The 12,084-nt window shown below is 68.6% G+C and carries 16 protein-coding genes; 8 read left to right on the top strand and 8 right to left on the bottom strand.

The window, feature by feature from the left end:
* Window positions 1-2 precede the first annotated feature (2 nt).
* Complete coding sequence (locus tag NKG96_RS20890; RefSeq protein ID WP_256558078.1) at window positions 3-137, bottom strand: DUF7503 family protein; 135 nt, start codon at window positions 135-137, stop codon at window positions 3-5.
* 116 nt (window positions 138-253) lie between these two features.
* Between NKG96_RS20890 and NKG96_RS08850 the strand changes: the two genes are divergently transcribed.
* Window positions 254-676 carry a JAB/MPN domain protein-containing protein gene (locus NKG96_RS08850; RefSeq protein ID WP_254534565.1) on the top strand — a complete coding sequence of 141 codons (423 nt, stop codon included), beginning with the start codon at window positions 254-256 and terminating at the stop codon, window positions 674-676.
* A gap of 3 nt (window positions 677-679) precedes the next feature.
* On the opposite strand, the gene NKG96_RS08845 is transcribed toward NKG96_RS08850, so the two are convergent.
* The gene (locus tag NKG96_RS08845; RefSeq protein WP_254534564.1) at window positions 680-889 is read right to left on the bottom strand and encodes a ribbon-helix-helix domain-containing protein; all 210 of its coding nucleotides are present in this window, start codon (window positions 887-889) and stop codon (window positions 680-682) included.
* Between the two features lie 88 nt (window positions 890-977).
* Between NKG96_RS08845 and NKG96_RS08840 the strand changes: the two genes are divergently transcribed.
* On the top strand, window positions 978-1,307 hold the full coding sequence (locus NKG96_RS08840) for a DUF5789 family protein (protein WP_254534563.1): 330 nt from the start codon (window positions 978-980) through the stop codon (window positions 1,305-1,307).
* Between the two features lie 17 nt (window positions 1,308-1,324).
* Here NKG96_RS08840 and aglJ read toward each other — a convergent pair whose 3' ends face one another.
* Window positions 1,325-2,314 (bottom strand): S-layer glycoprotein N-glycosyltransferase AglJ, encoded by a 990-nt coding sequence (gene aglJ / locus NKG96_RS08835; RefSeq protein WP_254534562.1) that lies wholly within the window; start codon window positions 2,312-2,314, stop codon window positions 1,325-1,327.
* Window positions 2,315-2,413: 99 nt separating this feature from the next.
* On the bottom strand, window positions 2,414-2,536 hold the full coding sequence (locus tag NKG96_RS20885; RefSeq protein ID WP_256558077.1) for a DUF8595 family protein: 123 nt from the start codon (window positions 2,534-2,536) through the stop codon (window positions 2,414-2,416).
* A gap of 135 nt (window positions 2,537-2,671) precedes the next feature.
* Here NKG96_RS20885 and NKG96_RS08830 point away from each other — a divergent pair, with 135 nt between their 5' ends.
* On the top strand, window positions 2,672-3,517 hold the full coding sequence (locus NKG96_RS08830) for a TrmB family transcriptional regulator (protein ID WP_254534561.1): 846 nt from the start codon (window positions 2,672-2,674) through the stop codon (window positions 3,515-3,517).
* 9 nt (window positions 3,518-3,526) lie between these two features.
* Here NKG96_RS08830 and aglG read toward each other — a convergent pair whose 3' ends face one another.
* Window positions 3,527-4,468 carry a glucosyl-dolichyl phosphate glucuronosyltransferase gene (gene aglG / locus NKG96_RS08825; protein ID WP_254534560.1) on the bottom strand — a complete coding sequence of 314 codons (942 nt, stop codon included), beginning with the start codon at window positions 4,466-4,468 and terminating at the stop codon, window positions 3,527-3,529.
* Window positions 4,469-4,588: 120 nt separating this feature from the next.
* Between aglG and NKG96_RS08820 the strand changes: the two genes are divergently transcribed.
* The 4 genes from NKG96_RS08820 to NKG96_RS08805 all read left to right on the top strand — a co-directional run bounded on the left by NKG96_RS08820 (window position 4,589) and on the right by NKG96_RS08805 (window position 10,421).
* Window positions 4,589-7,621: an oligosaccharyl transferase, archaeosortase A system-associated gene (locus tag NKG96_RS08820; protein WP_254534559.1), complete on the top strand. Its 3,033-nt coding sequence runs from the start codon at window positions 4,589-4,591 to the stop codon at window positions 7,619-7,621.
* A 1-nt stretch (window position 7,622) separates the two neighbouring features.
* On the top strand, window positions 7,623-8,594 hold the full coding sequence (locus NKG96_RS08815; protein WP_254534558.1) for a DUF368 domain-containing protein: 972 nt from the start codon (window positions 7,623-7,625) through the stop codon (window positions 8,592-8,594).
* A 75-nt stretch (window positions 8,595-8,669) separates the two neighbouring features.
* On the top strand, window positions 8,670-9,344 hold the full coding sequence (locus NKG96_RS08810; RefSeq protein WP_254534557.1) for a metal-dependent transcriptional regulator: 675 nt from the start codon (window positions 8,670-8,672) through the stop codon (window positions 9,342-9,344).
* Between the two features lie 324 nt (window positions 9,345-9,668).
* Window positions 9,669-10,421, top strand: a complete 753-nt coding sequence (locus NKG96_RS08805; RefSeq protein ID WP_254534556.1) for a ribonuclease H-like domain-containing protein — start codon at window positions 9,669-9,671, stop codon at window positions 10,419-10,421.
* 9 nt (window positions 10,422-10,430) lie between these two features.
* Here NKG96_RS08805 and NKG96_RS08800 read toward each other — a convergent pair whose 3' ends face one another.
* From NKG96_RS08800 to NKG96_RS08790, 3 genes are all read right to left on the bottom strand, one after another.
* Window positions 10,431-10,820 (bottom strand): hypothetical protein, encoded by a 390-nt coding sequence (locus NKG96_RS08800; RefSeq protein WP_254534555.1) that lies wholly within the window; start codon window positions 10,818-10,820, stop codon window positions 10,431-10,433.
* Window positions 10,821-10,929: 109 nt separating this feature from the next.
* Window positions 10,930-11,232 carry a divalent-cation tolerance protein CutA gene (gene cutA / locus NKG96_RS08795; protein WP_254534554.1) on the bottom strand — a complete coding sequence of 101 codons (303 nt, stop codon included), beginning with the start codon at window positions 11,230-11,232 and terminating at the stop codon, window positions 10,930-10,932.
* A gap of 30 nt (window positions 11,233-11,262) precedes the next feature.
* Window positions 11,263-11,433 carry an HEWD family protein gene (locus tag NKG96_RS08790; protein ID WP_254534553.1) on the bottom strand — a complete coding sequence of 57 codons (171 nt, stop codon included), beginning with the start codon at window positions 11,431-11,433 and terminating at the stop codon, window positions 11,263-11,265.
* 89 nt (window positions 11,434-11,522) lie between these two features.
* On the opposite strand from NKG96_RS08790, the gene NKG96_RS08785 reads away from it, so the two are divergent.
* The gene (locus NKG96_RS08785) at window positions 11,523-12,071 is read left to right on the top strand and encodes a class I SAM-dependent methyltransferase (protein ID WP_254534552.1); all 549 of its coding nucleotides are present in this window, start codon (window positions 11,523-11,525) and stop codon (window positions 12,069-12,071) included.
* The last annotated feature ends 13 nt before the right edge of the window (window positions 12,072-12,084 follow it).

Here is a 12,084-nt window from a genome sequence, read left to right as displayed (position 1 = left end):
GATTACGGGCCGGGGTTGGCCGTGCCGACGCCGGCGGCGACCGACCCCGCCTGCGAGAGGAGTAGCAGCATGGTGAACAGGACGCCGGTCATCTTGGGGTGCTCCGCGAGGTACTGTGTGAGTGGGCTGTCGGACATTACGTCATGTCAGTCAGAGCCGGCGATAATAAATATTTGCACATTAATGACGGCATAGTAAACTTTCCAGTGAGGATAGGCGGCGGCTTCTTGTCCGTTCCCGGCGACGGTACGACGTGGTGTACATCACTGCGGGACTGGCCGAGGCGCTTCTCGGATTCGCCAGCGACAGAGAGCCCCGGTCGGTCACCATCGGCCTCTCGGTCACTCCGGCGGGGACGCTAGTCGCGTCGGCGTCGGAGGACGGCCCACTCGACGGCGTGCCGTCCGACACGCCGGTGTTCACGCACTTCTACCTGCCGGACACGGGCGGGTCGGTACGGGCGGTGTTCGGCATGGACCTCGCCAGCCCCCGGACGCAGGGCCGGTTCGTCTCGCACCCGGACGGGGCGCGGACGCTGAAACAGACCGACGACTTCCACGAGGTGGTGTTCGTTGCCGTTCCGCCCTGGGAGGAAGTCGTCGCGTACGACCGGTACGGGACGCGCCTCGACCTGACCGTCCTCGACGCGGAACCGCCCGTCGAGTCGGTCACCTGAGCCTCACTCCAGATAGCCGAGGTCGCGGAGTTGCGTCGCTATCTCCTCGAACTCCGCCTCCGAGAGGCCCCCAGAGCGCTGGTGCTGGATGACGATGCTCCGGAGGAGGAACCGGACGAGGTCGCTGGTACTCGAGAAGCTCGTCCCCTCGATGGTGCCCTCGACGCGTTCGGCGAGGTCCTTCGGGATAGAGACGGTGGTGTACTCCGTCATCGGGTGAGTCGACGCCGCGCGACGGCATAGGGGTTGTGAAGCGTCACGAGACGGGGGTTTTACACCGGGACGGCCCTACTCACCGGATATGAGCGTCCGCCCACCGACAGACGACATGGACGACGGCCCGGACACCATCGCGTTCGGTATCGCCGCACTCGACGCCCGCCTCGACGAGAGCGACGTCGCGTTCCCGGCGGACGCGGCGACGGTCCGTTCAGCGATGGGTGACGAGGCGGTCCCCTACAACGCCTCCGGGGCGACCATCACGGTCGCCGAGGCGCTGGAGCGCACCGCCGTCGAGCACTTCGAGAACGAACAGGAGTTCCTCAACGCCCTCCACCCGGTGTTCGAGGAGGCGCGCGCGCAGGGCGGCGGCGGGTTCCTCGACCGCCTCCGCTCGCTGGTCGGGCTGTAGGCAGTCGAGAGGGGACCTCAGTCCTCGGCGTGGAGCGGTTCGGGGTCGGAGTGGGACGCGCGGGCCGTCCCGCGGCCGCCCTGTGTCCGCGCGAGTCGGTCGCTCATCTCCTCCAGTCTGCGGGTCTGTTCGCGGTTCACGGCGACGATCATGTCCGAGAGCACCGCGAACATCAGCAGTTGCGCGCCGAGGAGGATGCCCGCGGCGGCGACCACCGCGAACGCCTCGTGGGAGATACCACGGAAGAGGTACTCGTAGCCGACCCACGCGGCGACCAGTCCGCCGACGAGTGCGCTGGCGAGGCCGACGCTCCCGAAGTAGAACAGGGGGTTGTTCGTCTTCGCGAGGCTGTACAGCGAGACGATGATGCGTCCGCCGTCCTTGACGGGGTGGAGGTTCGTGTCGGACTCGTCGGGCCGCGGGTGGTAGCTCACGGGGACGACCGCGGTCGGGACCCGGTGTTTGACGCACTCGACGGCCATCTCCGTCTCGATGGTGAAGCCGTCCGATTCGAGTTCGAAGCGCTCGACGGACTCCCGGGTGAACGCGCGGTAGCCGCTGAGGATGTCCCCGAGGTCGCGCCCGTGGATGGTCGAGAACGCGCCGTTGATGAGGCGGTTTCCGAACATGTTGAGCCGCGGCATCGCGTCCTCGTGCATGTCGGCGAAGCGGTCGCCGATGACGTGTTCCGCCCGTCCCTCGTAGAGGGGTTCGAGCATCCGCTGGGCGTCCGCGGGGTCGTAGGTCGCGTCCCCGTCGAGCATCAGCACGTACGGGGCGTCGATGTAGGTGAGCGCCTCGCGGATGGCCTGTCCCTTCCCCCGGCCCGACTGGACGACGACCCGCGCGCCGTGGTCCTCGGCGACGTCGCGGGTGCCGTCGGTCGAACCGCCGTCGACGACGAGGAGGTCGTCGAACCCTCGCTCGCGAAAGCCGTCGAGCACCTCGCCGATGGTCTCGGCTTCGTCGAGCGTGGGGACGAGGACGCACACCTCGGAGTCGGTCATCGTGGGAAGTCCATGCTACGCGAGCAAAAGCTTGCTGGCCTCGCGCCAGGAACTCTGTGACAGGGACACAGGGGAGAGCCGACCGGGGACCGACCGCGCTCAGTCGTCGGCCTCGGCCGCGCGGCGTTCGCTGAGGTGCTCCCACACCTCCGCACAGCCACAGCCGTCTTCGAGGTCGTCGAGATGCGCGCGGTCGTCGTCCTTCGTCGAGGTTCGGCTCATAGTTACTCGCTGAGTGAGTAACTCTCATCGAATCCTATTAATCGTTCCGGCCCGCCGTCGCTTCGCGGGCAGTAGTGGTACGCATCACGCCGACGACACCGGCGGATTTACGGCCGGCGGCGGGGCAGAGGGGGTATGAGCGAGACGGACGTGTTCGAGCGACTCGGTCTCACCGAGTACGAGCGGACGGCCCTCACCGAACTGCTCTCGCTCGGTCGCACGACCGCACCCACCCTCGCCGAGGCGGCGGGCATCCCGAAGGCCCGCGTCTACGGCGTCCTCGACTCGCTGGCCGACGAGGGGTACGTGAAGGTCATCCCCGGCCGACCGAAGCACTACCAGCCACACCCTCCCGAGGAGATTCTCGACCGCGCGGAGGAGAACCGCCGGCAGGACTACGAGGCGTTCGTCGGCGACATCGAGGCCGAACGGGAGTCGTTCCTCGCGGAGTTCGGCCCTCGCTTCGAGCGCGCGGGCGAGGACATCACCGCCGCCGAGGAACTGTTCTACGTCGTCGACGTGGGCGAACCGAGCGAGCGCGAGACCCGGCGCATCTACCACGAGGCCGACGAGCGCGTGCGCGTGCTCACGAAGGCCTTCGAGTACTTCGAGACGGTCGAACCCGCCGTCGCGGACGCCGTCGACCGAGGCATCGACCTCCGGGCGCTCTTGCTCCACCCGGACACGCTGGACCCGGAGAACCGCGAACGCCAGCGGGACGTGGTCGACCACCTCCGGGCGGCGTACCCCGAGGTCGGTATCCGCTACTCCACGAACGCCCTGCCGTGGCGCGGGACGCTCGCCGACCCGAGCATGGCCTACGACACCGGCGAGGCCATCCTGCTGGTTCAGGAGGACGACGTGCCCAACTACATGCGACAGGCGGCAATCACCGAAAACGGGGCGTTCGTCGCGGGGCTCAACCGCTACTTCGATTTAGTCTGGGAGTACGAGAGCGACGCGCCCGCGGCCCTCGACTGACCCGACCCCTCAGCGCCACTTGACGATGCCGTAGAGGTAGCCCGCCCCCACCGCCCCCGTGAGGACGAACAGGAACACCAACTGGAGAAACGAGGCCAGTGAGGGACCGAGGAGGAGTCCACGCACGCGGTCCGGGACGAACCGCAACAGCAGGTCGCCGAGGAACTCCTCCTCCTCGCCGGTCGACTCGGGAACGAACTTCTCCATCCCGCGTTTCGAGTACCCCTGCCAGAACGCCCGTTCGACGAGCCAGCGGGGGTCCGTGCGGTAGTCGAATATCTTGTGGGCCACGCGGGCCGCGGGGTTGTACTGGACGCCGACGCCGAACTCCTCGCGCAGGCGGGCACAGAGTTCCGTCTCGCCGCCCTGCAGGTGGTTGTCGCCCTTCCGTCCGCCGACGTCGGTGTCGAACCCGCCCAGTTCCTCGAAGACGTCGGCGCGAAACGAGATGTTCGAGCCGTTCGTGTTCCGGACCTCGCCGGGGCCGTCGGCGAACCCCCGGTGGGTGACGCCGATAAGCCAGTGGAACTCCTCGGGGAGGAAGGCGGGTTCGCCGGCGACCCACGCGGGGACGACCCGGCCACCGGCCGCGAGCACCCGGCCGTCGTCGGCGCGAGCGTCGCCCTCGTCGTAGGCCGCGACGAGTTCGACCAGCCAGCGGTCCTCCGCGATGGCGTCGTCGTCGAGGAACGCGACCACGTCCCCCTCGGCGACGCGCGCACCGGTGTTTCGCACCGCGAGCAACCCCCGGTTCTCCGGCTGGAGGTGGACGCGGACATCCGGGTGGTCGCCGAAGTCCGCCACTGCCCGGTCGTACACCGCCTCGCTCCCGTCGCTGACGACGACCACCTCACGGTCCTCGTAGGTGTTCGCGAGGACGCTCTCGACGGCCTCGCGGAGGTCCGGGTAGCGGTCGGTGGTGTGAGTGCAGACGACGACCGAGACGCGCATACTCCGGCAGTTTACAGCCGAGGTTAAGCCGCTTTCTCTTCGCTCGTCGGTGCCCGGGGCGCTTTTTTCCGGTGACACGAGGTCAAAAGGCTTATGCGCGTTTTGCGGCTTCTCCCACCAATGAGTCAACCGACGGAGCGGGAGGACCGGTTGGCGTTCGACACGGACGCCCTCCTCGACCGGGCCCGCGAGTGGTATCACGTCCCGCTGCTCGCGCTCCTGTTCGTCTTCATGTTGTGGAACCGTGTGAGAACGTGGGAGAACTACACCAGAGGGGGCGACATCCTCTTCAGCGGGAACGACGCCTGGTACCACTTCCGCCAGACGAGTTTCACGGTGAGCAACTGGCCGTTCACGATGAACTTCGATCCGTGGACGTTCTTCCCGTACGGGACCGCCCCGGGGCAGTTCGGGACGCTGTTCGACCAGTTGATCGCCACGGTAGCCCTCGTCCTCGGTCTCGTCATGCCCCAGGAGCAGGCGACGGCGTTCGCGCTCCTGTTCGCCCCCGCCGTCTTCGGCACCCTCGTCGCCGTCCCCGCCTACTTCCTCGCCAAGCGCTTCGGGGGCCGCGCGGGCGGCGTCGTCGCCGTCACCGTCCTCGCGCTGACCCCCGGTGCGTTCCTCTTCCGGGGGCTGGTCGGCTGGTCGGACCACCACATTGCGGAGGTGTTCTTCCAGGTCCTCGCGATGCTCGGCGTGATGGTCGCGGTCACCGCCGCCGAGCGCGAGAAACCCGTCTTCGAACAGCTCTCGTCCCGCGAGTTCTCGACGCTCCGCCGGCCGCTCGGCTTCGCGGCCCTCGCGGGCGTCGCCATCGCGCTCTACATCTGGGTGTGGCCGCCCGGCATCTTCGTCGTCTCCGTCCTCGGACTGTTCTTCCTCGCCCACCTCATCGTCACGTTCCTCAAGGGCCACAGCCCGGAACACGTCGCCATCGTCGGCGTCGTCATGTTCCTCGTCGCGGGGGTGTTCTCTGCGGTCCGCATCACCAAGTTCGAGTTCACCGCGACCGACTTCTCGTTGCTCCAGCCGACGCTGTTCGTCCTGCTGGCCGGCGGACTGGCCGTCATGGCCGCACTCGCCCGGCGAGTCGAGGGGCGCGACGACGCGACCACCGTCTACGTCGGGGGCATCCTCGGGGCCATCGCCCTCGGGACGCTCCTGTTCGCCGTCGTCCTGCCCGACACGTTCTCGTTCTTCGTCGACCAGTCCCTCCGCATCTACGGGCTGGACGCCAACGCGAAGGTCCGGACGGTCAACGAGGCCCAGCCCATCCCGCTCGGACGGGCCAGTTCGTACTTCTTCGGCTCCTACGGGCTGGCGTTCTTCGCGGCCGTCGTCGGCGGCCTCGTCCTCCTCGGGCGCTACCTGCTCGACGACGACCCGCGCGGTGAGGCCCTCCTGCTCGTCCTCTGGGGGGCGATGATGGTGCTCGCGACGCTCACCCAGAACCGCTTTGGCTACTACCTCGCCGTCCCGGTGGGGGCGCTGACGGCGTACGTCGTCGCACAGGTCGTCGCCCTCGCGGACCTCGACACCGTCGGGAGCCTCTCGGACCTCGACGCCTCGCAGGTGATGACCATCGCAGTCATCGTCCTCATCGTCTTCGCCCCGTTCGTGGCCGTCACCGGCCCGCTGTTCCCGCAGTCCGGCGGCGTCGAACCCGGCGCGATATCCCTCCAGTCCGTCGAACGCGCGGAGAACAACGGTCCCGGCGAGGTCACCGCGTGGCAGGGCAGCCTGCAGTGGCTCTCGGAGAACACGCCGAAGGAAGGCCAGTACGCCAACCCCGACGGCGAGGCGATGCCGTACTACGAGAACTTCGGACAGACCGACGACTACGACTACCCCGAGGGAGCCTACGGGGTCATGGCGTGGTGGGACTACGGGCACTTCATCACCGTCGAGGGCCAGCGCATCCCCGACGCCAACCCGTTCCAGCAGGGGGCGACCCGTGCGGCGAACTTCCTGCTCGGCCAGAACGAGAGTCAGGCGAACGAGTACATGACCGTGGACAACGGGTCCAGCCGCTACGTGATGGTCGACTGGAAGCTCGCGGACCCGCGCTCGGGTAAGTACACCGCGCCGGCGAGTTTCGACACCATCGGCGTCAGCTCCGCCGACCTGCTCAGCGCCCGAATCTACACGCAGCGGTCCACGACCGAGGCCCCGCGGACTGCCCAACTCGTCCGCAGTCAGGATCACTACGAGAGCATGCGCGTCAGGCTCTACCGATTCCACGGGAGCGCTGCCGGCCCCACCCTCCCCAACGGGAAGGTGCTGGTCGTCGACTGGGAGACCCGACAGTTCACGGTCGGGAGCCAGACGACCCAACCGCTGGCCGCGGTCCCGTCCGACGGGCAGGTGTACAAGACCTTCGACAGTCTCGCCGCGGCCGAGGAGTACGTCCAGAACGACTCCACCTCGCAGATCGGCGGCCTCCCCGGCATCCCCGCCGAGCAGGTCGAGGCGCTCGAACACTACCGGCTGGTCCACGCGAGTGACGCCACCGCGGGCGGTGTCGGTCAGTGGGTCAAGACCTTCGAGCGCGTCGACGGAGCGACCGTCGAGGGGACCGGCCCCGCGAACACGACGGTCACGGCTCGCGTGCAGCTGCGGATTCCGGGGCCGGGGCAGAACTTCACCTACGTCCAGCAGGCCCAGACCGACGCACAGGGGCAGTTCACGATGACTCTGCCGTACTCGACGACCGGGTACGACGAGTGGGGGACCGAGGAGGGCTACACGAACGTGAGCGTCCGCGCGGCCGGCCCCTACGAGTTCCGCGCCGCCACGCAGAGCGAGAACCTCACCACGACGGTGTACAACGCGACGGCCGACGTGAACGAGGCGAACGTCGTCGGCGAGCGCGAGGGCCCCATCGAGGTGACCCTCGAACAGTCCGAGGTTATCGAACCGGACGGCGCGAACGCCAGCAACGGGACGAACGGCACCGACGCGCCCGCCGACCCCGGCAACACCACCGAGTCGCCGGACGCCGCGGAGAACGGCTCCGACGCGGGCGGGAACGCCTCGAACGGGTCGACCGGTGGGAACGGTTCGAACGAGTCCGGGAACGCGTCCGAGGCCAACGCGTCCGCGCTCGTCGGCCCGGTGACGCAGTCGACACTCCGCGCCGGGGCGGCCTGAGATGGCCGGACGTGAACTCGTCGGCGTCTACCTGAAGGGCATCGCCATGGGTGCGGCCGACGCCGTGCCCGGCGTCTCCGGGGGTACCATCGCCCTCATCACGGGCATCTACGAGCGACTCATCACGGCCATCACGGAACTCGACCCGACGGCCATCGCGCTCCTGCCCGGCGTCGCCAGCGCATCCGGGCGCGCCCGCCTCCGCGAGCGACTCGTGGCGATGGACGTGCCGTTCCTGATGGCGCTCGGGTTCGGCATCGTCACCGCCCTCATCACCGTCTCGCGGGCGGTCCACTACGCCGAGGAGACGGCCCCGGCGCTCCTGTTCGCGTTCTTCTTCGGCCTCATCGCGGCGAGCGCCGTCATCCTCCGCGACGAGGTGTCGGTCGACGGGCCGTCGCGCCTCGCCGCCGGTATCGCGGGGTTCGGCCTCGCGTTCGTACTCGCGGGGGAGGTGTCGGGGGCGCTCCCGCACACCCTCCCCGTCGTCGGCCTCGCCGGTGCCATCGCCATCTGCGCGATGATTCTGCCCGGCATCTCGGGGGCGCTCATCCTCCTGTTGCTCGGGCAGTACCTCTTCCTGACCGAGACGCTCTCGGGGTTCGTCGACACGCTCCTCGGCGTCGCCGGGGGGACCGACGTGGGCGCGCTGATCGAACCCGGCACCGTCGTCGTCGTGTTCGTTCTCGGGGCGATGGTCGGCCTGTTCTCTATCGCCCACGCCGTGAAGTACGCGCTCCGGCACTACCGGGAGGCGACGCTCACCTTCCTCGTCGCACTGATGGTCGGGGCGCTGCGCTACCCGGCGGAGCAGGTGCTCACGAACGTCGAGACGTGGTCGGCGGGAACCAGCGCCGCCATCCTCGGCGCCGCCGTCGTCGGTGCCGCTCTCGTCGTCGGCATCGACCACGTGACCGGCGACATCGACCTCGACGGCGAACCCGACGAGCGGCCTGCGCCGACCGTCAAGTAACCACGCGGACCCACCGACCCCCGCCCGAACCGGGAAGGGGGAACCGTTTTATCCCGCGACTTGCTTCGTTCGGACATGCTCAGCGCCGTGATGGAGGACTACCTCAAGACGATCTACATCCTCCAGCAGGAGACGGGCGAACGAGTCTCCACGTCGGCCATCGCGGAACGCCTCGGCGTCACCTCGCCGACGGTCACGAGCATGCTGGACAAACTCGGCGAACGCGGCTTGGTCGAACGCGAGAAGTACCGTGGCGTCGAGTTGACGCCCGAGGGCGAGACGGTCGCCATCGAGGTGCTCAGACACCACCGGCTCATCGAGGCGTACCTGGCCGAGGCGCTGGACTACGACTGGACGGACGTCCACGAGGAGGCCGACCGCCTCGAACACCACATCAGCGAGCGCTTCGAGGAGCGCATCGCCGAGGTGCTCGGCGACCCGACGGTGGACCCCCACGGCGACCCCATCCCCCGCGCGGACCTCTCCGCGCCGGAGGCGGTGCCGGGGCGACGGCTGGACGAGTGCGAGGAGGGCGACCGCGTCGTCGTCCAGCGCGTCCGCCACCGGACGGACGAGGAACTGCGCTACCTCGGGAAGTCGGGCATCGAACCCGGCGTGACCATCGAGATACTCGAAGTCGCGCCGTTCGGAATGGTCACCGTCGCCGGGCCGGCGGGCGAACAGAGCCTCCCGGCCGAGGTGGCCCGCCTCATCAGCGTCGGGGCAGAGGCCGAGGTTCCACAGGAGTAGCGTCGCTCTCCGGGGCGAACAGGCGACGCGCGCACCGCCCGCCGGACGGTGCGTCGCACACCCGCAGACGCCCGGCGGTCCCGGTCAGGACACGCCGGTGATGGCCCCTCTATCGTACTTGAACCTTCACTCGCACGGCGACAGCCACGCCCGCAGGCAGTCGTCACCACGGAAGTGGTAGGTCGCAGGGCGGGAGGCGACCCGCGAGTCGCGTGGTCGCCGCGACGTGCCAGTCGTCCTCGAACGGCGTCGGGGACGAACTCTTCGACCCCCGAAACCCCGTTCCATCGCAGGGTTTAGATACGGCGGTGCCCCAGACGGCTTGTGCGAATCGAGAACAGTTTCATCCCCGTCAGGGGCGTCGGGGAGGCGACCGAACGGAACCTCTGGGAGCGAGGCATCACCCACTGGGACGACTTCGACCCGAGCGCCGTGGGGGAGAAGACGGGCGAGCGCATCGAGTCGTTCATCAGCGAGGGGCGAGAGCGCCTCGCGGCGGGCGACGTACGCTACTTCGACGAGGCGTTCCCCTCCGGCCAGCAGTGGCGACTGTACGAGAACTTCCGCGAGGACGCCTGCTTCTTCGACATCGAGACGACCGGCCTCTCACACTACCGCGACGACGTGACGACGGTGAGCCTCCACCGCGACGGCGAGACGCGCACGTTCGTCAACGACCCCGACCCGGTCGTCGGCGAACCGCTCACCCGCGAGGCGGTCCTGTCGGCGCTGGGCGACGCCCCCCTGCTCGTGACGTTCAACGGCAAGCGCTTCGACGTCCCCTTCCTCGAAGCGACCTTCGAGTGCACGCTCGACGCCCCCCACATCGACCTCATGTACCCCTGCAAGCAACTGGGGTTGTCGGGCGGCCTGAAGCAGATCGAGAAGGACGTCGGCATCGAGCGCGACCGACCGGACATCTCCGGGCGCGACGCGGTGCGCCTCTGGCGGGAGTACGAGCGTGGTTCGACGGACTCGCTGGAGACGCTCGTCGATTACAACCGCGCGGACACCGTCAATCTCCGGACGCTCATGGACGACGTCGCCGGGTCGCTCCACGAGCAGACGTTCCTCTGATTCGACCCCCTACTCGTCCATCCAGTCCCACAGCGGCGAGCGAAGGCCCTCGTCGACGGCCGAGACGTCGACCACCTCGACCTCGCCGACGGTGAGCGCGTCGGGGTGGAACTCGTTCGTCCCCGGAAGGTACGCGCCCGTCGGTTCGAGGTACGTCGTCACGAGCGCCTGGGGCGTCCCGAAGACGGTGTGCGCCTCGGGGAAGGCGTCGACGGCGTGGTCGGCGCAGCGATGGAAGAGCGGCATCCACTCGCCGTCCATCAGTTCGACCTCCAGCTGGAGGACGTCGCCGGCCCGGAGGTCGCGCGAGCGGTCGTGAAAGCTGCAGGTGGCGCGCGTGGGAGCGGCGTCACAGCCCACGAAACTCCCGGTCAGGTCCCGACAGAGGGCGTTACGCATCCCCTCCCCCCGCACCGACACCGCCACCAGCGTCCATACCTGTGTGCGTCGATTCGTGCTATTAAACCCCGTGATTGGGTCGAACGCCGTGTCGAGTCACCCGTCGACCTCAGGCGACCGACTCCTCGCGCCACGCCGCGAAGTCGGCGGACAGGTCGGACTCCTCGAAGCGTTCGATGCAGGGCACATCGTAGGGGTGGAGTTCAGCGACCCGTGCGGCGAGGTCGGGGTACCGCTCGTCGGTCGTCTTCGCCAGCAGGAGCACCTCCTCCTCTTCGACCACCTCGCCCTCCCAGCGGTAGGTGGAGCGACAGTCGACGGCGTTGACGCAGGCGGCGAGTCGCTCCTCGACGAGCGTTCTGGCGAGGTCGGTGGCGGCCTCGGCCGGAGCCGTGACGTACGCGGTCGGCATGGACGCCCGATGGCGCGGACCGGAGAAAAGTCAGGGGGCTTCGCCGACCGGGTTGTACGTCCCGTTGATGTCCCACTCGTGGAGGCAGTAGGGGTCGCCCGCCTCGCCGTCGATGAGCCACGTCCCGGCGTCGTCGTCCCAGCGGTCGGACCGGCCACAGCGTTCGCAGGTGCGTTCGGTCGGGGGGGTGATAGTGACCATGTGGGTCCGATAGCGACGGGTCGGTATGAATCCGCCGGGACCTCGCCCGGGGAGCGGAGAGTTATCCCCGTGGGGCCACTGGGTCGGACGTGGGATTTCACACGTACGACCCATCCCGGGCCGACAACCTGGAGGACCCGACGCGCTACCAGTACCTCTCGGTGGACGAACTGCTCGCCCTGTTCGACCCGCAGGGTACCGTCGCCGACCTCGGGAGCGGAACGGGGTTCTACACCGACCACGTCGCCCCCTACGCCGAGACGGTCCACGCCGTGGACGTGCAAGACGAGATGCACGAGTACTACCGCGAGAAGGGCGCTCCCGACAACGTGGAGTTCGTCGTCGCGGAGATCGCGGACCTCCCGTTCGCCGACGACCAGTTGGACGGCGCGTTCTCGACGATGACCTATCACGAGTTCGCGAGCGACGAGGCACTGGGGGAACTCGCCCGCGTCCTGCGACCCGACGCACTCCTCGGCATCGCGGACTGGACCCGAAACGGCGAGGGCGGCGAGGGGCCGCCGACGGACGAACGCTACGCGCTACAGGACGCGATGGACGCCCTCACGGACGCGGGGTTCACCGTCGAACACGCCAGCGAGCGCCGCGAGACGTTCGTCCTCCGCGCGCGCCGATAATTCGATTATACAC

The sequence above is a fragment of the Halomarina litorea genome (assembly GCF_024227715.1).
GTDB classification, from domain to species: domain Archaea; phylum Halobacteriota; class Halobacteria; order Halobacteriales; family Haloarculaceae; genus Halomarina; species Halomarina litorea.
This window is presented reverse-complemented; position numbering and strand designations above follow the sequence as displayed.

What these genes read in the sequence shown, in the direction of transcription:
- NKG96_RS20890 (WP_256558078.1), bottom strand. Translation starts at nt 137, where the DNA reads ATGTCCGACAGCCCACTCACACAGTACCTCGCGGAGCACCCCAAGATG.
- NKG96_RS08845 (WP_254534564.1), bottom strand. Translation starts at nt 889, where the DNA reads ATGACGGAGTACACCACCGTCTCTATCCCGAAGGACCTCGCCGAACGC.
- NKG96_RS08840 (WP_254534563.1), top strand. Translation starts at nt 978, where the DNA reads ATGAGCGTCCGCCCACCGACAGACGACATGGACGACGGCCCGGACACC.
- aglJ (WP_254534562.1), bottom strand. Translation starts at nt 2,314, where the DNA reads ATGACCGACTCCGAGGTGTGCGTCCTCGTCCCCACGCTCGACGAAGCC.
- NKG96_RS20885 (WP_256558077.1), bottom strand. Translation starts at nt 2,536, where the DNA reads ATGAGCCGAACCTCGACGAAGGACGACGACCGCGCGCATCTCGACGAC.
- NKG96_RS08830 (WP_254534561.1), top strand. Translation starts at nt 2,672, where the DNA reads ATGAGCGAGACGGACGTGTTCGAGCGACTCGGTCTCACCGAGTACGAG.
- aglG (WP_254534560.1), bottom strand. Translation starts at nt 4,468, where the DNA reads ATGCGCGTCTCGGTCGTCGTCTGCACTCACACCACCGACCGCTACCCG.
- NKG96_RS08820 (WP_254534559.1), top strand. Translation starts at nt 4,589, where the DNA reads ATGAGTCAACCGACGGAGCGGGAGGACCGGTTGGCGTTCGACACGGAC.
- NKG96_RS08815 (WP_254534558.1), top strand. Translation starts at nt 7,623, where the DNA reads ATGGCCGGACGTGAACTCGTCGGCGTCTACCTGAAGGGCATCGCCATG.
- NKG96_RS08810 (WP_254534557.1), top strand. Translation starts at nt 8,670, where the DNA reads ATGCTCAGCGCCGTGATGGAGGACTACCTCAAGACGATCTACATCCTC.
- NKG96_RS08800 (WP_254534555.1), bottom strand. Translation starts at nt 10,820, where the DNA reads ATGCGTAACGCCCTCTGTCGGGACCTGACCGGGAGTTTCGTGGGCTGT.
- cutA (WP_254534554.1), bottom strand. Translation starts at nt 11,232, where the DNA reads ATGCCGACCGCGTACGTCACGGCTCCGGCCGAGGCCGCCACCGACCTC.
- NKG96_RS08790 (WP_254534553.1), bottom strand. Translation starts at nt 11,433, where the DNA reads ATGGTCACTATCACCCCCCCGACCGAACGCACCTGCGAACGCTGTGGC.